We start from the raw sequence: 21,053 nt of genomic DNA, 5'->3' as shown, positions 1-21,053 counted from the left end.
AAATGTACTAGGAATTGATTTAGGTATAGATAATCTTTGTACTTGTGTTACAAATGCTGGAGCTTCATTCATAATAGATGGTAGAAAATTAAAATCAATAAATCAATACTATAATAAGACAAATGCAAAATTGCAAAGCATTAAAGATAAACAAAAGATAGAGCATATAACATTAAGACAAAAGAGAATAACTAGAAAGAGAAATAATCGTATAGAAGATTATCTTTCAAAAGCGGCAAGAATAATTGTAAATTATTGTCTTAATAATGATATAGGAAAAATAGTTCTAGGATATAATGAAGATTTTCAAAGAAATTCAAATATAGGAAGTATAAATAATCAAAACTTTGTAAATATACCATATGGAAAATTAAGAGATAAATTAATATATCTATGTAAACTATATGGAATAGAATTTAAACTGCAAGAAGAAAGTTATACATCAAAAGCAAGTTTCTTTGATGGAGATGAAATTCCAATATATGATAAAGAAAATCTACAAGAATATATATTCAGTGGAAAAAGGATAAAAAGAGGACTATATCAAACAAGAAAAGGCTATCAATTAAATGCAGATTGTAACGGAGCATTAAATATATTAAGAAAAAGTAAAGTTGTGGACTTAAGCGTCCTATACAATAGAGGTGAGCTGAACACGCCTAAAAGAATAAGGATAGCATAGGACTATCAAACTTCTTAGAAAATTTTTAAATTTTTAAATATTTTTAAAGATTTTAGAACTCTGTGACTTTAGTCGTGGGAGGTTCAGTGGGGATTCTTATCGGGATTTGACAAGAATTGCAAAAATAAATGAAGATTTGTGGGCAGAGCTGTTTATGGGAAATAAAAGAAATCTTTTGAAAATGATACAGCAGTTTGAGAAAGAACTGGATGTAATTAAAGATGCCTTGAATAATAATGATTTGGGGACATTAAAAGAGAAATTTATAATTTCTACGAAGCGTAGGGAGAAAATAGATTAGATTTGGAATAGAAGAATATATAGTGAAATCATTTTAAATATCGAAATTTAGTGGTTTTGCTATATTTTAATATACAATTATTTTTAGAAAAATAATATTGATTTGAAATGCAAATTTAGTATTAAATAAAAAATTATAATTAAAAGGATGGATAAATTATGGAAAAATTACATGTTGGATTGGGAAAAAATTCTTATGATATTATGATTGGGGAAAATTTTTTTGAGGAATTTCCAAAATATATTGGAGAGGTTTATAGTGGGAAAAAATTGTTTGTAATTACAGACTCAAATGTTCATGAGATTTATGAAGAAAAGTATAAAGAAATGTTTAAAGGATTTAATTACAGCATATTTGTGCTACAAGCTGGGGAAAAACATAAGCATATTGGGATAATGCCTTCGATTTATTCGGCTATGGTGAATGAAGGGCTTACGAGAAAGGATATGGTTGTTGCATTTGGTGGCGGAGTTGTTGGGGATATTGCTGGATTTGCAGCGGCTAGTTATATGCGTGGGATTGGGTTTATTCAAATTCCTACGACAATTGTTTCACAAGTTGACAGCAGTGTTGGTGGAAAAGTTGGAGTTGATTTGCCTGAGGGGAAAAATCTTGTTGGGGCATTTCATCAGCCAAAACTTGTTTTAATTGATAATTATTTTTTAAATACATTAACAGATAGATATTTTTACGATGGATTTGGGGAAATTGTGAAATATGGATGTATTTATGACAAGAATTTTTTTGATAGACTTGTGGAAATTGTGGAAAAAGTTGGGGTTTCGCAAGATGATGAAAATTATATACAAAAATTGCGTGAGCATTTGATGAAGTATGTGAGTGAACTTGTTTATCGTTCTTGTGAGATAAAGAAAGAAGTTGTGGAAAAAGATGAGAAGGAAAGCAACTTGAGAATGATATTGAATTTTGGGCATACGATTGGTCATGCGATTGAGCAGTTTACAAATTATGAAAAATATTCGCACGGAGAGGCGATTTCTGCTGGGATGGTGGATATTACAAAAATTGGAGAGAAAAAAGGATTTACTAAAGAAGGGGAAGCTGTGAAAATTGCGAAATTGCTTAAAGCATTGAATTTGCCAACTGAAATTGAGTATCCGAAAGATGAGATTGCTAAGATTATGAAAAGGGATAAGAAAAGTACGAATGACGGAATTAATTTTGTGATTTTGAAAGAGATTGGGCAAGTTGAGATTATGAAGATTGGGGCGGAAGCTATTTTTGAGTAAGCATTTGAAAGTGTGGTAATAGAAATGTGTGATTATATTGGAAAATTGAAAAGGTTAGGCTTTAAAATAGTGAGGGAGTGATAAAATATGGTACAGGAAAATTTTAAAAAAGTGGAAAAGGCGAACTGGTTAAAAATAATTTTTAATTCAGCAAGATTTTTAATTTCTTTGTTAGTATTAAATATAGGAGTGGTTTTATTATTTACTGTTGAAATTAGCAGAAATTTTTATATTTCTACTGTGGTGATTTTTATAGTTTTATTAATTATATTAGGTATAGCAGATTTCTTTGTGTTTTCGTATTATAAAAAGAAGTATCCCAATATTTATTTTTATGATGATGGTTTTAGTGTAGGAAAAAATGAAAAAAATTATTATAAAAATTTACAATATTTTCTTTCAAAGGAAGTATATATGGTGGGAAATACATTTACAGCCATTTTTTTCAAATCTAATGAAGGAAAATGGGAAAAAATTAATGCAGGTGGATATAAGAAAGATTCTTTTGCATTATTTCAGGAAGATTTTGTGAAGCAAAATTATTTGAATGCATTAGAAAAAATTGAAAATGGAGGAAATGAGGAATTTTCATTTAGAAAATCACATAAATTAAAGTTCAGTTTTTTTCAGACAAGAAGCAAATTGAAAATCTTGATAATTTAAAGAAAATAAAGGTTTCAAAATAAAATATTGTATTTGATGATGAAATATATAACTGGGAAGAATATATAATTGGTGTAACAGATGGAGTGATATTTGTAAAGGATTTAAACAATAATATTATTTTAGCTTTTGGAAATGAAATGGAGATTTTCTGTGAAAATCTGCTAGTCTTTTTAATAGAAAAACTGAATAAAAATTAGATGAAAAGGAGTATAAATATGAAGAGATATTTAAACGGAATTTTATTTGCGGTTCTTTTCATGAAAGGTAAGAAAAAGGAACAGATGAATAAGGGAAATTAAGAGGACAACGTCTGATGAATTTAAAAAGTGATTTATAAAAGGGGGAGAAATAATGAAAAAGAGAGAAATTGAAAATATGGAAATTGTAAAAAATGTAATTGGTTTGTTGGAAAACGCAAGGAAAAAAGTTGTAATGACTGTTAATCAGACAATGGTTTTGACGTATTTTGAGATAGGAAGAATGATAGTTGAGGAAGAGCAGAAAGGTGAAAATAGGGCAGAATATGGAAAGAAAATTTTAAAAATATTATCTAAAAAGTTGACTGAAAAATACAAAAAAGGATTTTCATTAACAAATTTGAAGCAAATAAGGAGTTTTTATTTAGTTTATTCTGAAAAAGGTCAGACAGTGTCTGACCAATTCAAACTAAGCTGGTCGCATTACGTGAAATTAAGTAGAATTTCAAATCCTGATGAAAGGAAATTTTATGAAATTGAGGCTGTTAAAAATAATTGGAGTTTAAGAGAACTAGAAAGACAGTTTGATAGTGCGTTGTATACGAGATTGAGTTTAAGTAGAGATAAAGATAAAGTTCTGGAATTATCACAAAAAGGACAGATTATAGAAAAGCCACAGGATTTGATAAAGGATCCTTATATACTTGAATTTATAGGATTGCCAGAACAGTCTAGTTATTCAGAAAGTGAACTGGAAGAAAAATTAATAAGCAAATTGGAAAATTTTTTATTGGAACTAGGGAATGGCTTTACATTTGTAGGTAGACAGAAACGAATATCTTTTGATGAACAGCATTTTTACATTGATTTAGTTTTTTATAACAGATTTTTAAAATGCTTTGTCCTAATTGACTTGAAAATTGGGAAATTAAAACATCAGGATATAGGACAAATGCAGATGTATGTAAATTATTATGACAGAGAAATGAAATTAGATGATGAAAATAAAACAATCGGAATAGTACTGTGTCAGGAAAAAAATCAATCTTTGGTGGAATACACACTACCAGAAGATAATGAGAGGATTTTTGCAAGTACATATAAAACAGTTTTGCCAAGTAAAGAGGAATTAATTAAAATTCTTGAGGAAGAATAAAATGGAGGAATAAGATGGATAATAAAATTATTAAAGATGAAATTTTTGGAGAAATAAAAAATTTTGAAACTGAAGTTGAGTGGCTTGGGAGAAAAATAGGTGTGAGTTTTGATGATGGAATTGGGCATAATTGGAGTGAAGACAAAAAAGTAGAAGAAGTTAAAGGGGCAATTGAACAATTTAAAATTATGTATCTTAATCAAAAAGAATGGGATGAGAGAATAAGGGATAGAATTGTGGAAGATTTGATGGAAGTGGCAGAAGATTGGTTTTCATCTATAAATGAAGAAGATTTAGATGAAATGATAACTGTACTTGAAAAAAATTTAAATTCTAAATTTACGGAAAAAGAAAAGGAAGAGTTAAAAAAACAGAAAGTTTCAAAAGAAGTTTTTAAAAATGGGATTTATCTTGAAGGGGTGCGTATAACTTCTGATGGAGATTTTTTGGTGTACTATTATGATGATGAAGTATTTTTTGCAGGGCATGGGATTGAATTAATGGGGAATATTAACGGGGAATTTACAAGTGAAGCAGATATTGTAGGATAAATTTTTAGTTTTGAGTGTTGAAAGAGAATTTTGATAAGGATAAGATTTTGAATAAAGGTTTTGGTTTGAAATCTTCATACAGATTAAATATAAAAAAGAATATAAAGAAGAAAGGAAAGATATGATAGAAAAAATAAGAAAAACAATTAAAGAAATGATGGATAATAGAAAAAATGTGACATCGGAAGAGAGAAAAATCGTTATAATTGTATTATTACTTACGATGATACCGGTATTAATAAATTGTTTTTATTCTGCATATTTATTTCAATTTGAAAAACAAAATATATTGAAAATAATAATAGAGACTATTGTTTTAAATTCAGTTGTATTTTCAGTAATATATGCCTTAGATAAAGATATTCGAGATTGTATATCAAATTTAACTTTAAAAAATGTAATAATGTTTTTGAGTTATTTGATAGTAATTATTATTATATTGGTTATCTTAAATTTATTATGTGTTAATTTTATTTATAAGATTATAGAATTCTTTTTTAAATTGTCAGGAAAAGGATTAAATCAATTAAGAATTGAAGCATTAAATCAATTATTTGTTTGGACAATAATAATTTTTAAAATATTAAAAAAATTTTTTATAATTTTTTCAATTGGAATTATATTATTTAATATAATAATACTTTTGAATTATATTTTATTATTGATAATTCTTAAATTTATAAAAAATTTATAAAAAGAAAGGGAAAAAATGAAAATAAAAATAAAACCAAGTACATTAAATGGAAAAATAGAAATACCACCGTCAAAAAGTTATTCTCATAGAGCGGTGATTGCAGCGGCATTAGCCGAAAGTGAGAAGAAGTCGATGATTGATAATTTAAAGTTTTCTGTGGATATTACTACAACAACGGATATTATGGAAAATTGGGGAGCGAAAATTAAAAGATTTGAAAGTGCTCTTGAGATTGTCGGGAATGATGGGAGAGTTGTTCCGAAGGATAAGTATGTGCAATGTAATGAGTCGGGGTCTACGATTAGATTTTTGATTCCTGTTGGGATTACGAGCGAGAATGAATTGATTTTTGATGGGAAAGGGAAATTGGTGGATAGACCGCTGGATTCGTATTATAAGATTTTTGAGGAGCAAGGGTTGAAGTATGAGACGACTGGTGGGAAATTGCCACTTACAGTTAATGGAAAATTGAAGGCTGGGAATTATGAGATTGACGGAAATATTAGTTCGCAGTTTATTACTGGGCTTTTGTATGCTTTGCCACTTCTTGATGGGGATTCTAAGCTGACTATTAATAAAAATTTGGAGTCGAAGGGGTACATTGATTTGACGCTGGAAATTTTGCAGTTAGCTGGGATTGAGATAAAAAATAATGATTATAAATTATTTGAAATAAAAGGTAATCAGAGTTATAAGCCTTTTGATTATACTGTTGAAGGGGATTATTCGCAAGTGGCGTTTTGGATTGTTGCGGGGATAATTTCGGCAAATCGTGATAATGAAGTGAAATGTTTGCATGTGAATAAAAATTCGTTGCAAGGAGATAGGGAAATTATTGAGATCGTTACTAGAATAGGGGCAAATCTTGAGATTTTTGATGATTATGTGATTGTGAAGCCATCTAAAACAAAAGGAACTGTGATTGATATTTCTCAATGTCCTGATATTGCACCGATTTTGACTGTGCTTGCTGCATTGAGTGAAGGGGAGACTCGGATTATTAATGGAGAAAGACTTAGAATTAAGGAGTCAGATAGAATTACTTCAATAAAAACTGAGCTTAATAAACTTGGTGCGAATGTGGCTGAGGAAGGGGATAGCTTGATTATTCAAGGTGTAGAAGGATTTACTGGTGGAGTTATGGTGAGTGCTTGGAATGACCATAGAATTGCGATGTCTTTGGCAGTTGCGTCATCTCGATGCGAAAAAGAAATTATTTTGGAAGAAGCTGAAAGTGTAAGAAAATCTTATCCACATTTTTGGGATGATTTTGTGAAAATGGGTGGAGAGATTGAAATTGTTGAGAAGTAAAAAATTACAAATTAGTTAAGAAAATCTTTTATTTTTTATATAAAGTTTGTTTATATAAATAATGTTGAATAAATGATAGGAAAAAGGAAAGTTTATGAAATTAGATTGTAAAAAGAAAATATATTTTGGAATGATGGCTTTATTTTTGACAGGAATGGCATTTAGTACAGTTTCTTTTGCAAAAACTGTGAATAAAAGTAAAATTATAAAATCGGTTTCGGCTGATAATGCGATTGTTGATGTCAAATCTTATGGTTTTGTTGATTTAGAAGGTGCTAAAACTTCGGCAATTATTGTTGAGTATAATCAGAATATTAAAGCTGATTCTGTAAATAAAAATGATTATGAAATTACAGATTATGCGATTTACAGCGAGAAAAAAGATGGTTTTGAGAAGACTGTGGAAATTGATAGGGATAATACAAAAGGGAATGAAGGGCAAATCACAAAAGTTTATGTTAACGATAAGCCAGAAATTTCTAAAAATGGTGGTACTAAAGAAGGAAAATATGTAATTATTGAAGTGAATACAGATTATATGCTTACTGGACAAAATTTATCCTATACAAGTACAATGATGGCTGGTGTGAAACAAATTGGAGAAGTTGTTGGTAAGAATGGAAAAATTGCTGCTGGAACGAGGGAAATTTCAAATTATACTTTGGAAGATAAAACACAAACTAGACCAACAGGTGAAACAGTTAAGCAAACTGTTATTAAAGCAGATAAAAATAAAATTATTTTGCTAGAGTTTGACAAAAATAGTGGGTGGAAAATAAATTATATTGGAAATGGTGGATTTAAAGCAACTAAGGCATATAGTGAATATACTGGGAAATATGAGAATTTTGAGTTACCTTATGCAATTTATGTTCCAAATAAAGAGGTTTTAGAAAAGAATAAAGGAAATATCTCGGTTGTACTTCATATGGAACACGCAGGAGCAAATGACATTGATCCAATGGCTTCGCTTACTTCTACAAAAGCGGCTGCAAAAATGGCAAGTAAAGAACTTCAAGAGAAAAATCCAGCAATAATCGTTGTTCCACAAGTTGAAGAAAGTCGTCGTTCTACAAATGATGTTGTTTCTTCAAGTGAAGCAAATACAGCAATTTGGGAACTTCTGGATTCTGTTTTGAAGGAATATAAAGGATATATTAATGAAAGTCGAATTTATGGGACTGGTCAGTCTATGGGAGGAATGCTTCTTTTAGATATGGCAGCACAAAGAGATAATTTTTTTGCAGGAGTAGCAATTTTAGGATCTCAATGGTCTAATAACTATAATAAAGAATTTCAGAATAATGGTGCACCGGCACGTTCTCCAGAAAATGATCCAATCAGTTTTAATGGATTTGGACTTGATAAAAAGAACTATCAGAACTGGTATTATATGATTTCAGATGATAATGTCCTTGTTCATACAGCTGCAGATGATTTGATGGCAACAAGTTTGTGGAAAACAATTCAGGAATATTTTAAGGCTGCAGGAGTTGAAATTTCACATGACGAATGGGATCCTTATCTTTCTGTTGAGGAGCAAAATAAAATTGATAAAAAAATGACAACTCATGATAATACAAAACCAGGTACAGGAATAAACTGGGGAGAATTTAGTAGAGGTTCTCATATGTCGACTTGGAAATATGGATATCAAATAGATTATCCATTTGAATGGTTATTTGAACAAAGACGTGAAACTGCTCAAGCTCGTGGAAAAGTGGAACAACTAAAAAATAAATGGATTGGTCGTGATAAAAATGGAAATATTAAAAAGGGTTCAGGAACTGCTGGATTGAACACGGCTCAATATACACCTAATGGAAAAAGTGATACTTATATAGAAGATTGGAAACCTTATGTTATTGTAAGTAAATTGATAAGTGATATTCCAAATGCAGAAAAAATAGTATTGAATAATAGAACTGGCGAAAAATATACGAAAAAATCATATTTAGAAATGGTTCGTAAATTGTATAATTTACTTTCAAAAGAGGATAAAAAGAAAGTTAAAAATTATGATGAATTGGTAAAAGCAGAAAAATAGAATTTTAAATTTAAAAAAGAGAAGGAGCTAGAAAATGGGAGCAAATTTTGGAAAAAATTATAGAATTTCATTGTTTGGAGAATCGCATGGAACGGCATTGGGAGTGAATATTGACGGAATTCCAGCGGGAACTGAACTAGATTTAGAATTTATCTCGCAAGAAATGAAAAGAAGAGCGCCTGGGAGATCAAAATTGACAACGCCTAGAGTGGAAAAAGATGAATTTGAGATTTTGAGTGGATTTTTTGATGGAAGAACGACTGGGACGCCACTTGCGATGATTGTTAGAAATTCTAATCAGCGATCAAAAGACTATAGTGAATTGAAGAGAAAACCTAGACCAGGGCATGCAGACTGGAGCGGATTTAACAGATATAATGGGTTTAATGATATTCGTGGGAGTGGGCATTTCTCAGGACGGATAACGGCTTCACTTGTATTTGCTGGGGCGATTGCAAAGCAGATTTTGAAGAAGCAGGGAATTTTAGTTGCAGCACATATTAAATCGATAAAAAATATAGAAGATAGAGACTTTGTGGAGAGTGATATTATACAGGAAAATATTGATGAATTGAGAAATATGACTTTGCCTGTGTTGAATGAAGAAATTGTAGAAAAAATTGAGAAGGCTGTGGAAAAGTCTAGGGAAGAAAAGGATTCGCTTGGTGGAATTGTGGAAATTATGGTTACAGGACTTCCAGCAGGAATAGGAGATCCATATTTTGAGTCAATGGAAAGTGAAATTTCGAGAATGATTTTTTCAGTTCCAGCCACAAAAGGAATAGAATTTGGAGCAGGTTTTGGAATTGCACAAATGACTGGATATGAAGCAAATGATGAAATGTATTTTGATGAAAATGGAAATATAAAATCATATACAAATAATAACGGTGGAATTATAGGCGGAATAACGACTGGAATGCCAATTTCATTTAAAGTGGCAATAAAGCCGACAGCTTCAATTGAAAAAGCACAAAAAACTGTAAATCTTGAAACTAAGAAAAATGATATTTTAGAAGTACATGGAAGACATGATCCAATAATTGTGCCAAGAGCAGTTCCAGTATTGGAATCAGCTACAGCAATTGTGATTTTAGATAGAGTTTTGGAAGCTAAAAAACGTTCGTTGTAATATTATTTCTATTTAAATTTAAATATATACTCGAATCCTTTAAAAATTGAACTGTTAAAAATTATAAAAACTTAGGATCTGAGTAAAATAGTCATAATTTTTGAGTTTAGTTTTAAATTAGTTTTACTATATGAATTTTTTTTGAAAGAAGTTAATATATTTTACTACAATATAAAAAATAATTTCTATTTTTTATGAGGGTTTAGTATAAACAATATTTATACAAAAAATAAGCAAGAGACATTATATCTCTCGCTTTTTTATTTAAATAAAAATAATATATTTTAATTCTAGTTATTATTAAGCATTAACAATAAGATTTATTAATTCTTCAATAGTTTTAGAACCAACTGATTTTTGTTCTCCATTTATAAATACAACAGGTACAGCTTGAATATCCTTTTCTTTTGATTCTTCAAAGAATACAGCACTATCTACCATTGTTACTGTAATATTCTTATTGTATGTTGAAATAAGATTTAAAGCCTGAACGACATCTGGACAATGTGTACAAGATAATGAAACAAATGTTTCAATGTTTAAAGGTTTGTTAACAGATTCAACTTTTGAAAGTTGATCACCTTCCAATTTTTTTCCAAGTCCAGCTAATCCTAAAACTGCTAGAATAAAACTGTTAAACTCGTGTCCTCCAGGAATTCCTGAAAAATTAATTCCAGTATTTTCTCCATCTTTTAAAATTGTAAACGATGTTGGACGAGTAATATTTGATTTATTCAAATCAGTCTTATCATTTTCAAATGATTTTTTTACATAGTTTACTTTTCCAGAAATTGCATCAACTTCTTGCAAGAAACTATCTAATTCTTTTGATTTTTCACTATCATCTAAAAATGCAGTTAATTCAATATTTGCATTGATTTTATCAAAATAACCTTTTAACTGTTCTACAATATTACTATCTAATAAAGCCATTTTCTCTCCTCCTTTAGCCAATTAAGTAATCTGACAGAAGTTTTAGATTTTTCCTACTAAATCTAATCCTGGTTTTAAAGTAGCTTCTCCTTCTTTCCATTTTGCTGGACAAACTAATCCTGGATTATCAGCTACGAATTTTGCAGCTTTTGCTCTTCTTACAAGTTCTGAAGCATCTCTTCCAATTCCTTCGTCATTTACTTCATAAGCAACGATTTTTCCTTCTGGATTTATAATAAATGTTCCTCTATAAGCAAGTCCGCTTTCTTCATTTAATACTTCAAATTCTCTTGAGATAGCTTTTGTTGGATCTCCGATCATTGTAAATTTAACTTTTCCAATTGCTTCAGAATGATCGTGCCAAGCTTTGTGAGTAAAATGAGTATCAGCACTTACTGAATAAACATTAAATCCTAATTTTTCCAATTCTTCTCTGTGATCTTCTAGATCTTCCAATTCTGTAGGACATACGAAAGTAAAATCAGCTGGGTAAAAAACCACAACATTCCATTTTCCTAAAAAGTCCTTTTCAAAACTTACTTCTCTAAATTCTTCATTTTGGTAAGCTTGTGCTGTAAAGTTTTCAATTTTTTTTCCTATTAGTGACATAATTTCCTCCTAATTATTAGTATTATTGTTTTTAATTTGAAATGATTACAATTATTTCTTAGTTACATTATATCACAAAATATTAATTTGTCAAATATTTTTTTTCGCATTTAATTTTTTTTGCTAATGCAGCTGATCAAATCCTTCCCCAAAGACTTTTGTTGTATCTGTAACTGTAACAAAAGCTGTTGGATCGTGCATTTTTAAAAATTTTCTTAATTGTATAAATTGCCTTCTTTCGATAATTGTAAGCAGTACATCCTTTTCAGTTTCAGAATATCCCCCAATTCCTTTTAAAATAGTACATCCTCTGTCAAAGTCCTTTAAAATATAATTTAATACAAGATCTTTATTGGAAGTGATAATCATAATTTGTTTACGTGAGTTAAATCCTTCAATAAATTTATCTGTAATAAATCCTGTTACATAAACACTTAATAATCCAACAAGCCCTAGCTCAACACCAAAGGCAAAAATTGCTGAAAGAGTAACAAGTGCATCAACAATAAAACAAGACATTCCATAGCCAATATGGCAGTATTTATTAATAATTCTAGCAATTATTGAAGTTCCTCCTGTGGAAGCTTCATAAAGATAGATAATCGTTACTCCTAAAGCACAAAGTGCACTTCCAAAAACTGTAGCTAAAAATATATCTTTGGTAATAGTGTAATTGGGATAAAATTTTTCAAAAAAAGAAAGAAAAAAAGATAAAAGTACAGTTGCATAAATGCTTTTAAATCCAAATTGTCCACTAATTACAATAAATGCTAGAGTAAATAAAATTAAATTGCTGATGGCGACAAATAGTCCTGTTGGAAAGCCAATTAGACTATTTATAACCAAAGCTAATCCAGTTACTCCTCCACTTGCTATTTTATTTGGGAAAAAGAAAAATTGCAATCCCATAGCAAGGAAAAGAGTTCCTATTCCAATAAAAAAATATTCTTTGATTAACTTAAAAATTGTTTTTTTATTCATAAATATTTCCTTTCTAAAGTTATTGTAATTATATCCGAACCTATTTAAAATAGAGCTATTTAAAGATTATATAAACTTAGAGTTTGGGTAAATAATCGTAGTTTTTAAGTTCGAGTTTAAATAAGTTTTGTTATAATTATATCTCATTTAAATAGTGGATTATTTATTTTTTATAAGGGGGTTAAAGCCCCCTTTTTATACAGAAGAATTTGTTTAGATTTAATATTAATTATTAATATAAGTCCAATTTATAGGTTAAATAATATAGTGGTTTGTTTTGATTTTGTACTGCAAAATCGTATTCATTAAATGCTTTTTTTGCTTGTGGAATATTTTTTTGAAGTTGTGCAGATAAACTGAATTTTTCAGTAATCATATTTGTTAGAGCTTTTAATTTTTTAGAAAAATCTTCTTCTAAATAAACATTTTCTACAGCATAATTATTACGTAGTCTTAAATCTCTTGCCATTATTTTTATGACTTCATCAAGACTTGCAATTCCATCAACCAAATTGATATTTTTGGCTTCGTCACCAAGCCATATTTTACCTTGTGCATAATTTTCAAGAGTATTTTCATCAATTTTACGATTTTTAGAAACACGTGATTTAAATTCTTTGTATGTTTCTTGCATTGACTGAGTGATTTTTTCACGTGATTCTTGTGATAATGGTTCAAAGCTATCGTTAATATCTGAGTATTTTCCTTTTGATATTGAATTTGAATGAACTCCAATTTTACCTTGTGCATTGTAAAATTTTGGAATCATTGAAACTACACCAATTGAACCAGTAATTGTAGCGTTATCTGCAAATACTTTGTTTCCTGCCATTGAAATGTAGTAGCCTCCAGAAGCTGCAGTATCTGACATTGAAACATAAATTGGAATATTTAGCTTTGTTAATTCCTGATAAATTACTTCAGAAGCAAGAGCTGAACCTCCGCCTGAATTTACACGAAGCACAATACCTCTTAAATTTTTAGTTTGCATTGCTTTTTCAACTTTTTCTAAAATATTGTCGGGAGTTATGACACCTTCCGTAACTCCATTTGGATCGTACATAATTGAACCTTCGGCATAAATTACAGCAATGGTACCATTTCTAGGATTTCCTATTTTTTCATCTTTTACTCTTTTTTCATAATAGTCAGTAATATCTGCGACGTTGTCTTCACGGATATCTAAACGTTTTGTAAAATCAGAAAATTGTTCCAGTTTATCAACTAAATTTTTATCACGTGCATCAAATGGTGTCAAATTAGTATCATTTCCATTTACAATATCGTTGTTTAATGTGTTTTTATCAATTTTACGATTTTTAGAAATATCGTTAATAAATTTTCCGTATCTGTTTTCTAATATTCTTGTAAGTTCAGAACGTAATTCAGGAGTCATTTCATTTCCAGTATAATTTTCTCCATAAGACTTGTAATTTCCAATACGGACAACTTCCATATTCACTCCTAATTTGTCAAACAGTCCTTTGTAATACATATCTGAATAATGATAACCTGTCAAATCAAGACTTGCTGAAGCAGATGGCACCATTACGATTTCATCTGCAATCGAAGCTAATTTGTAATTAGCATTTGTAATATAAGCTCCAAAAGCGTATATTTTTTTATTATTTTCTTTTAGTTCTTCAAATTTCTTTGATAATTCCTCTGTTTTTGCAGATGAAAGATTTATTGTATCTAAGGCAATAATAACACCTTTTACTTGCTTATTTTTCTTTATATCATCTAAACTGTTTAAAATATCCATATAAGACAGATTTTCTTTATCCGAAAAAATATCAGAACCTATAATTTTATCTTCGGTGACATCAGAAACATTGAAAAGTATATATTCATAGCTTTTTTTAGAATTTTCATTTTTAGTTTTTGAATTAACAATGGCAATAATTGAAATTCCAACTATAAAAATTATAAATATTGACAATGAAAGTTTTAAAAAAAATGAATATATTTCTTTTGCTGTAAATATTAAAAATCTTTTAAAAAAATTCCAAAATTTCATTTTTTATTTTCCTCCTTAAGTAGTTTTATATATTTTAAATTTTTTCTATAAATATGACAAATTATAGCACTTTAAGTAATAAATAGCAATAAATAAGTTTTTTATACGAGTAAGACATAGTTATTTTCCTTTTTATAATTTCTATATTTGTTAAAGTATTTACTGTAGCAGTAATTATTGCTTTATTAATTGTAATACAGGAAGGATATTGATTTTTGTTTGACTGTATTTTTTTGAACTTTAAAATAAATATGAATTTTTTATCTTGCTAAATATTTAAAATTATGCGATAATTTAACATATATAATTTGGATTTTAAAATGGAGGACTGAAAATGAACGATAGAATTGTTATTACGGTTATTGGAGCAGATAAAACAGGAATTGTTGCAAATGTTTCAACAAAATTAAGTGAACTGAGCTTAAATATTATTGATATTACACAAAAAGTTTTTGAAGATAATATTTTTGCAATGATTATGCTTGTTGAAGCTCCTAAAAATACAGATATAAAAGAGCTTCAGGAAAAATTTAAAAGTGTTGAGGAAAAAATAGGTGTTAGAGTTTATTTACAGCATGAAAATATTTTTAAGGCTATGCATAGAATATAGTCGTTATTAAAATTTAGGAGGAAAAAATGAATTTATTACCTGATGAGATACTGGAAACGATAGATATGGTTGAAATGCAGCATCTTGATGTAAGAACTGTAACAATGGGAATAAGCTTGCTTGACTGTATTGATACTGATGCACAAAAAACAGCAGAAAATATCTATAACAAAATTACAAAAAATGGAAAAGATTTGGTAAAGATCGCTAATGAAGTGGCAAGCAAATATAATATGCCAATTATAAACAAAAGAGTTTCAGTCACTCCAATTTCAATAATTGGAAATGCAACAGATGCAAAAGATTATACAATTTTTGCAAAAGCTCTTGACAAAGCAGCAAAAGAAATTGGAATTGACTTTATTGGAGGATTTTCAGCTCTTGTTGATAAAGGGTTTACAAAAGGTGATATTAATCTAATAAATAGCATTCCAAAAGCTCTTTCAGAAACTGATAGAGTTTGCTCATCTGTAAACATAGGTTCCACAAAATCTGGAATTAATTTGGATGCAGTAAAAATGATGGGAAAAACTGTAAAAGAATTAGCTGAACTTTCAAAAGATGCGGATGGATTAGCAGCTGCAAAATTTGTCGTATTTACAAATGCAGTTCCTGATAATCCATTTATGGCAGGAGCATTTCATGGAGTAGAAAATCCAGATATTGTGCTAAATGTTGGGATTAGTGGACCAGGAGTTGTAAGACATGCACTTGCAGGGATTTCAAAAACTGCAAAAATTGATGAAATAACAGAAGCAATAAAAAAAGTAAGTTTTAAAATTACAAGAATGGGAGAGCTAATCGGAAAAGAAGTGGCTCAAAGACTTGGAGTTGAATTTGGAATTATTGATTTGTCACTTGCCCCTACTCCAGCTGTGGGAGATAGTGTTGGAAACGTTTTAGAAGAATTTGGTCTGGAATCAGTTGGAGCTTATGGAACAACGCTTGCACTTGCAATATTAAATGATGCAGTAAAAAAAGGTGGAGCAATGGCTGCAACTCGTGTCGGAGGGTTGACAGGAGCATTTATTCCAGTAAGTGAAGATCAAGGAATGATAAAAGCCACAAGTAAAGGTTATTTAACACTTGAAAAATTAGAAGCAATGACTTGCGTATGCTCTGTTGGACTTGATATGATTGCTATTCCAGGGGATACTTCAGAAGCTGTAATTTCAGGAATAATAGCCGATGAAATGGCAATTGGAATGGTAAATACGAAAACTACCGCAGTTAGAGTAATCCCAGTTCCAGGTAAAAAAGCTGGAGATAGAGTAGTGTTTGGTGGACTTCTTGGAGAAGCCGATATAGTAAATGTAAACAACTTGGATTGCTCAGTTCTGATAAACCGTGGCGGAAAAGTGGCACCTCCAATTCAGGCTTTAAAAAATTAATAAAAAAAAATATAAAAAAATAAGAAAGTTAGGATTTATTCTTGACTTTCTTTTTAAACTACAAAAAAAGGGGAGATAAAAGTGATTACAACATTATGTTATCTAGAAAAAAACAAAAAATATCTAATGTTACACAGAACTAAAAAACAAAAAGATATAAATAAAGGAAAATGGCTAGGAATTGGCGGAAAATTGGAAGTTGAGGAAACACCTGAAGAGTGCTTAAAAAGAGAAGTTCAAGAGGAAACTGGCTACAAATTGAATAGTTATGAATTTCGTGGACTTGTGATTTTTAACTATAATGATGATGAGCCGCTATTTATGTATCTTTACACAAGTTCTGATTTTTCAGGAAATCAGCATGAATGTGACGAAGGCAACTTAAAATGGATTCCCAAAAAAGAAATTTTTGATTTAAAATTGTGGGAAGGCGACAAAATATTTTTAGAATTATTGTTTAAAAATACACCATTTTTTTATTTGACTTTAAATTATGAAAACGACAATTTATTGAGTTCAAAATTAGAATTTAAAGAAAAATATAGTTGCTTTGAAGTTTTTGTTCCAGAAAATTATGTGGAAAAAATTGTGGAAAACTTACAAAAATACAATCTTTTGACAGAAGGATTTTATGCAGATGTTTATTCTACAATTGATGGAATTGGACATTGGAAAACTTTGGAAGGAGGGAATCCTTTTGATGGAGAAGTTGGAAAATCCAGTGTTGCCAATGAAAAAATTATGAAATTTAGAGTGAAAAAAGAATTTTGTGAGTTAGCATATTATTTGATTAAGGAGGTTCATCCTTATGAAACGCCTGTGATTAATGTGTTTGAGATGGAAGTGTAGAATTTTATGGAGTAGAGGGATTTATGAAAATAAAATTATTTAAAATTTTTAAATATTTTAAAGATATAGTTTTTTGGAATAGAGAAAAATATAATAAATATTACGAAGCGTTGAAAAAATTTTATCCTGAATATTATTTATCAATAAATGATTATGAAGAAGATGATGTTGATGAAGAGATTGAGGGAACAAACTTAGAAACAGAAAAATTTCAATATTTTAAAAATAGTGAGATAGAAAAATTATTAAAAGAATATTATGAATCATCAAATATTTCATTTTCCTTTTTGGAAAGAAAAAATTTTTTTGATAAATTGAAAAAAGAATGTACGACACAAGATATAAATAAAATTTACAGTTTGATTTTTGAAGATGATAAGTGTGTTGAAACTAATAACTTGAAATTTGCGAATAAAATAGATAAAATTTTAAATCAAAATAAATTTGAAAAAGATTTTTTTGAATATAACCTTATGAATAATGATAAAAGTGAATTGGAGGAAATATTAAAAGAATACGAAGTCAATTCAGAAAAAGGGATAAAAAAATTTATTAAAAAATATTTTTTTCTAAAATATAATAAAATTTTGGGTTTATGTATAAATAGTAATGAAAATATTTTAAAAAATTGGATTTTTTCAAAACCATTTTTCTTAAATATAGAAAATATGATGTTTAAATATAAATTGAAAAAAATAAGTAATGAAGAAATTTCAGGCTATGTTTTTTATATAACTTTAATTCCTTTATGTCTACAATTTACAGGAATTATGCTTATGTTAATGGGAAGTTTACAAATTAATTATTGGATAATTTCATTAATTATAGGAATAATCTTTCTTATTTTAGATTGGGATGCACTTATAAATTATAAAGAGATAGAGGGAGGTTTTTCATCAGGAATGACAAATTGTTATTTATTTTTTGAACCAATCATTTATTTAATTTATCATTTGAAATGTCAGAATTTTAGTTATGAGAGTTTTTATCAACTTTTAGGATTAAATTTAATATTTATTATATATTTTATTATAAAGCAGAGAATAGTTTATCTTCGTGTAAAAAAAGTATCTAAATATTTTATAGATAGTATTTTGGGAAAAACTTATACGAACGAACTAATAGTTGAAAATGAAATACAAGAAATAAAAAAATCAGATTTGATAGAAAATTGGATAAAACTTTTAAAAAGTAAACTTTCTAAATTAGTATTAAAAAAATATGTATTTAGAAAAGCACCAGAATATGAAGGATTAATTGAAGATTTTATTCATTTTGAATCGGATGATAAAAAGAAAATTTTGGAAATTTTAAAATCTAAAGGAATTATAGAAAAAAGTAAAATACCAAAAAAAGAAAAGAAATTACTGTATAAAAGGTTAAAATTATAGATTTAAAAAATAGAAAAAAGGAGAAAACTTTATGAAAAAATTAATTTGTGCAATTACAATTTTTTTAGCAACAAGTTTAGGAGCAAATGCATACATGCTTAGGGAATATGTTCAGGAAACGCTTTCTAAAAAAGGAGTAAAATAAAGTATAATTGATGAAACATCAGAAAACAGGCATTCAGGAATCCCTACTATGAAAGCTGAAATGTCTAAAATGAACTTAAGAGAACCTGTTTTTATTAACGAAAGAGGAACTTTTAAAGTTATATTTTACAATGAAAAACAAAAAAGTGAACAAGTAGAGAAAAATAGTATACAAGTTATAGGGAAAAATAGTATAAATATTAGAAAAAATAATGTTTTGGAGCAAAGTGAACAAGTAGAGAAAAATAGTGCACAAGTTAAAAAAATAAATGTTGAGAATACAAGTAAAAATAATACTTTGAAGCAAAATAAAAAAATTCAAAAGTATAGTGCACAAGTTCTTGAATATTGTAGTGAACCTAAAACTCGAAAAGAAATTACGGCATATTTGGGTTTGAAATCAATTAATTACGTAGCAAAAAAAATTATTAATCCTTTGATTGAAAATAAAAAACTTAAATATACAAATTCTAATAGAAGAGCAAAAAATCAGAAGTATATAACGATAAAGGCTAGGGAGGAAGGAAAATGAGAACAGCAGTATATTGCGTAAGCAAAAACGGATACGAAACATGTTTAAAAATAAGAAACAATGTTTATAAAAATTTGCATATTTATGTGTCACAAAGAGTGGCAAATATGCTCAATCTTGAAAGTGAAAATGTGGAAAATTTGTTTGTAATAAATGAGCGAGTGCCAATTTTATTAGAAAAAACATTTGATAAATATGATTTACATATTTTTGTTGCAGCAACTGGAGCAGTTGTAAGAATTATTGAAGGGAAATTTAAAAGCAAGGACACAGACCCAGCTGTTATTACAGTTGATGACCATGCTAATTTTGTGATTTCATTACTTTCAGGACATCTTGGTGGTGCAAATGAAGAATGTAAAAAAATTGCAAATGGAATCGGAGCAATCCCAGTAATTACAACAGCTTCTGATGTCGGTGGAAAAATTGCAGTTGATACATTGTCACAAAAAATTAAAGCAAAATTGGAAAGTTTGGATGATGCCAAAAGAGTGACTTCGCTTATCGTAAATGGAGAAAATGTGAGCATTCATTTGCCAAAAAATATCGTAGAAAACGACAAAAATTGTGCTGGAGCAATAATTGTCTCAAACAGAAAAAATATCGAAATTTCTAAAATTATTCCCAAAAATATCATTCTTGGAATTGGCTGTAAAAGAAATACACCAAAAGAAAAAATCATCGAAAAAATAAATTATGTAATGGAAACTCAAAATTTAGAAATGGACTCGATAAAAAAAGCCGCATCCGCTTGGGTAAAATCTGATGAAATTGGACTTTTAGAAGCAATGACCGAATTAAATATTCCAATAGAATTTTTTGAAAAAGAAAAAATTTTGGAAGCAGAAGATTTAGTTGAAGAGCGTTCAGAATTTGTAAAAAATCAAATCGGAGTGTACGGTGTTTCCGAGCCTTGTGCGTACTTAGCTTCGAGCAGAAAAGGAAGTTTTTTGGTGAAAAAAATTAAGTTGGAAGGAATTACAATTTCAATTTTTGAGGAGGAAATGTGAGAATGGAAATATACAAATTGTCATTTATAGCAATAGTGTTGTTTATGATACACGAATTTGAAGAAATAATTTTTATAAAAAAATTTATAGGAAAAAATAAAGTTGTAAAAGATATGAAAAATGAATTATTTTTGAAGAAAAAGGAAAGTTATCCATCTACAGAAACAACTTCATTAATGATCGCCGAAGAATTTATAATTTTATCAACATTACTTTTTATAGCAAGTGAGATTAGTATGTATGAAATAGTACTGTCATTATTTATTGTATATATTGTACATTTAGTACCTCATATGTATGATGCGCTTAGATATAGAAAGTTTTCACCAGGAAGTCGGACTTCTTTTATAATTTTCCCTTTAGGAATTTTAATAATCTGGAATGTTATTTTAAATAAAGAAATTAATTTAGTTATTTTAATTTTATGTGTCATAATAATTGGATTTCTTATGATTTTAAATTTGCTATTTTTACATAAAATTAGTAAAAAAATTGATAGGTATCTATGGAAATAAAAAAAATTATAAAAATATTTAAAATAAAAAATAGATTTAAAAAATATATAATCAATATAAAAAATTTAAAGAAAGGAGCTT

20 protein-coding genes are annotated in these 21,053 nt (G+C 28.5%); 16 read left to right on the top strand and 4 right to left on the bottom strand.

Annotated elements, in window-relative coordinates; all coding sequences use genetic code 11:
- The 9 genes from ACO409_RS00505 to aroC all read left to right on the top strand — a co-directional run.
- On the top strand, positions 1-682 hold a 682-nt coding region (locus ACO409_RS00505; protein ID WP_485553881.1), incomplete at its 5' end, for an RNA-guided endonuclease InsQ/TnpB family protein.
- A gap of 37 nt (positions 683-719) precedes the next feature.
- The gene (locus ACO409_RS00500) at positions 720-983 is read left to right on the top strand and encodes a prephenate dehydrogenase dimerization domain-containing protein (protein WP_485553883.1); all 264 of its coding nucleotides are present in this window, start codon (positions 720-722) and stop codon (positions 981-983) included.
- A 158-nt stretch (positions 984-1,141) separates the two neighbouring features.
- Positions 1,142-2,233, top strand: coding sequence for a 3-dehydroquinate synthase (gene aroB, locus ACO409_RS00495; RefSeq protein ID WP_485553880.1), 1,092 nt, complete (start codon positions 1,142-1,144; stop codon positions 2,231-2,233).
- Between the two features lie 87 nt (positions 2,234-2,320).
- The gene (locus tag ACO409_RS00490) at positions 2,321-2,896 is read left to right on the top strand and encodes a hypothetical protein (protein ID WP_485553879.1); all 576 of its coding nucleotides are present in this window, start codon (positions 2,321-2,323) and stop codon (positions 2,894-2,896) included.
- Positions 2,897-3,250: 354 nt separating this feature from the next.
- Positions 3,251-4,252: a PDDEXK nuclease domain-containing protein gene (locus tag ACO409_RS00485; protein WP_315048852.1), complete on the top strand. Its 1,002-nt coding sequence runs from the start codon at positions 3,251-3,253 to the stop codon at positions 4,250-4,252.
- A 14-nt stretch (positions 4,253-4,266) separates the two neighbouring features.
- Positions 4,267-4,803 (top strand): DUF2262 domain-containing protein, encoded by a 537-nt coding sequence (locus tag ACO409_RS00480; RefSeq protein ID WP_485553878.1) that lies wholly within the window; start codon positions 4,267-4,269, stop codon positions 4,801-4,803.
- A 709-nt stretch (positions 4,804-5,512) separates the two neighbouring features.
- Positions 5,513-6,808: a 3-phosphoshikimate 1-carboxyvinyltransferase gene (gene aroA, locus ACO409_RS00475; protein WP_485553877.1), complete on the top strand. Its 1,296-nt coding sequence runs from the start codon at positions 5,513-5,515 to the stop codon at positions 6,806-6,808.
- Between the two features lie 94 nt (positions 6,809-6,902).
- Positions 6,903-8,855: a peptidase gene (locus tag ACO409_RS00470; RefSeq protein ID WP_485553876.1), complete on the top strand. Its 1,953-nt coding sequence runs from the start codon at positions 6,903-6,905 to the stop codon at positions 8,853-8,855.
- Positions 8,856-8,889: 34 nt separating this feature from the next.
- Entirely contained in the window at positions 8,890-9,987 is a 1,098-nt protein-coding gene (gene aroC, locus ACO409_RS00465; RefSeq protein WP_485553875.1) for a chorismate synthase, read from the top strand.
- Between the two features lie 300 nt (positions 9,988-10,287).
- Here the strand turns inward: aroC and ACO409_RS00460 are convergent, their stop codons facing one another.
- The 4 genes from ACO409_RS00460 to sppA all read right to left on the bottom strand — a co-directional run bounded on the left by ACO409_RS00460 (position 10,288) and on the right by sppA (position 14,530).
- Entirely contained in the window at positions 10,288-10,920 is a 633-nt protein-coding gene (locus tag ACO409_RS00460) for a thioredoxin family protein (RefSeq protein ID WP_485553874.1), read from the bottom strand.
- A 42-nt stretch (positions 10,921-10,962) separates the two neighbouring features.
- The gene (ahpC, locus tag ACO409_RS00455) at positions 10,963-11,529 is read right to left on the bottom strand and encodes an alkyl hydroperoxide reductase subunit C (protein WP_485553873.1); all 567 of its coding nucleotides are present in this window, start codon (positions 11,527-11,529) and stop codon (positions 10,963-10,965) included.
- A gap of 123 nt (positions 11,530-11,652) precedes the next feature.
- Positions 11,653-12,510 (bottom strand): YitT family protein, encoded by an 858-nt coding sequence (locus ACO409_RS00450; protein ID WP_485553872.1) that lies wholly within the window; start codon positions 12,508-12,510, stop codon positions 11,653-11,655.
- A gap of 232 nt (positions 12,511-12,742) precedes the next feature.
- Positions 12,743-14,530, bottom strand: a complete 1,788-nt coding sequence (gene sppA, locus ACO409_RS00445) for a signal peptide peptidase SppA (protein ID WP_485553871.1) — start codon at positions 14,528-14,530, stop codon at positions 12,743-12,745.
- 334 nt (positions 14,531-14,864) lie between these two features.
- Between sppA and ACO409_RS00440 the strand changes: the two genes are divergently transcribed.
- The 7 genes from ACO409_RS00440 (at position 14,865) to ACO409_RS00410 (ending at position 20,972) form a co-directional block, all read left to right on the top strand.
- Positions 14,865-15,140 carry an ACT domain-containing protein gene (locus ACO409_RS00440; protein WP_485553870.1) on the top strand — a complete coding sequence of 92 codons (276 nt, stop codon included), beginning with the start codon at positions 14,865-14,867 and terminating at the stop codon, positions 15,138-15,140.
- 26 nt (positions 15,141-15,166) lie between these two features.
- Entirely contained in the window at positions 15,167-16,531 is a 1,365-nt protein-coding gene (locus tag ACO409_RS00435) for a DUF711 family protein (RefSeq protein WP_485553869.1), read from the top strand.
- Between the two features lie 81 nt (positions 16,532-16,612).
- Positions 16,613-17,380 carry an NUDIX domain-containing protein gene (locus ACO409_RS00430; protein WP_485553868.1) on the top strand — a complete coding sequence of 256 codons (768 nt, stop codon included), beginning with the start codon at positions 16,613-16,615 and terminating at the stop codon, positions 17,378-17,380.
- Between the two features lie 23 nt (positions 17,381-17,403).
- Entirely contained in the window at positions 17,404-18,771 is a 1,368-nt protein-coding gene (locus ACO409_RS00425; RefSeq protein WP_485553867.1) for a hypothetical protein, read from the top strand.
- A gap of 193 nt (positions 18,772-18,964) precedes the next feature.
- Positions 18,965-19,447, top strand: a complete 483-nt coding sequence (locus ACO409_RS00420) for a hypothetical protein (protein ID WP_485553866.1) — start codon at positions 18,965-18,967, stop codon at positions 19,445-19,447.
- The gene (cbiG, locus tag ACO409_RS00415) at positions 19,444-20,457 is read left to right on the top strand and encodes a cobalt-precorrin 5A hydrolase (protein WP_485553865.1); all 1,014 of its coding nucleotides are present in this window, start codon (positions 19,444-19,446) and stop codon (positions 20,455-20,457) included. Before ACO409_RS00420 ends, cbiG begins: the two co-directional genes overlap by 4 nt.
- Before the next feature lie 2 nt (positions 20,458-20,459).
- Positions 20,460-20,972: an HXXEE domain-containing protein gene (locus ACO409_RS00410; protein WP_485553864.1), complete on the top strand. Its 513-nt coding sequence runs from the start codon at positions 20,460-20,462 to the stop codon at positions 20,970-20,972.
- Positions 20,973-21,053 lie beyond the last annotated feature (81 nt).

The sequence above is a fragment of the Leptotrichia sp. genome, assembly GCF_057270615.1.
This window is presented reverse-complemented; position numbering and strand designations above follow the sequence as displayed.

Excerpts from the sequence above, each read along its gene's own strand:
- ACO409_RS00460 (WP_485553874.1), bottom strand. The coding sequence starts at position 10,920 with ATGGCTTTATTAGATAGTAATATTGTAGAACAGTTAAAAGGTTATTTT.
- ACO409_RS00470 (WP_485553876.1), top strand. The coding sequence starts at position 6,903 with ATGAAATTAGATTGTAAAAAGAAAATATATTTTGGAATGATGGCTTTA.
- ACO409_RS00490 (WP_485553879.1), top strand. The coding sequence starts at position 2,321 with ATGGTACAGGAAAATTTTAAAAAAGTGGAAAAGGCGAACTGGTTAAAA.
- aroB (WP_485553880.1), top strand. The coding sequence starts at position 1,142 with ATGGAAAAATTACATGTTGGATTGGGAAAAAATTCTTATGATATTATG.
- ACO409_RS00485 (WP_315048852.1), top strand. The coding sequence starts at position 3,251 with ATGAAAAAGAGAGAAATTGAAAATATGGAAATTGTAAAAAATGTAATT.
- ACO409_RS00425 (WP_485553867.1), top strand. The coding sequence starts at position 17,404 with ATGAAAATAAAATTATTTAAAATTTTTAAATATTTTAAAGATATAGTT.
- ACO409_RS00480 (WP_485553878.1), top strand. The coding sequence starts at position 4,267 with ATGGATAATAAAATTATTAAAGATGAAATTTTTGGAGAAATAAAAAAT.
- ACO409_RS00450 (WP_485553872.1), bottom strand. The coding sequence starts at position 12,510 with ATGAATAAAAAAACAATTTTTAAGTTAATCAAAGAATATTTTTTTATT.
- ahpC (WP_485553873.1), bottom strand. The coding sequence starts at position 11,529 with ATGTCACTAATAGGAAAAAAAATTGAAAACTTTACAGCACAAGCTTAC.
- ACO409_RS00410 (WP_485553864.1), top strand. The coding sequence starts at position 20,460 with ATGGAAATATACAAATTGTCATTTATAGCAATAGTGTTGTTTATGATA.
- ACO409_RS00435 (WP_485553869.1), top strand. The coding sequence starts at position 15,167 with ATGAATTTATTACCTGATGAGATACTGGAAACGATAGATATGGTTGAA.
- ACO409_RS00440 (WP_485553870.1), top strand. The coding sequence starts at position 14,865 with ATGAACGATAGAATTGTTATTACGGTTATTGGAGCAGATAAAACAGGA.
- aroA (WP_485553877.1), top strand. The coding sequence starts at position 5,513 with ATGAAAATAAAAATAAAACCAAGTACATTAAATGGAAAAATAGAAATA.
- cbiG (WP_485553865.1), top strand. The coding sequence starts at position 19,444 with ATGAGAACAGCAGTATATTGCGTAAGCAAAAACGGATACGAAACATGT.
- ACO409_RS00420 (WP_485553866.1), top strand. The coding sequence starts at position 18,965 with ATGAAAGCTGAAATGTCTAAAATGAACTTAAGAGAACCTGTTTTTATT.
- aroC (WP_485553875.1), top strand. The coding sequence starts at position 8,890 with ATGGGAGCAAATTTTGGAAAAAATTATAGAATTTCATTGTTTGGAGAA.
- sppA (WP_485553871.1), bottom strand. The coding sequence starts at position 14,530 with ATGAAATTTTGGAATTTTTTTAAAAGATTTTTAATATTTACAGCAAAA.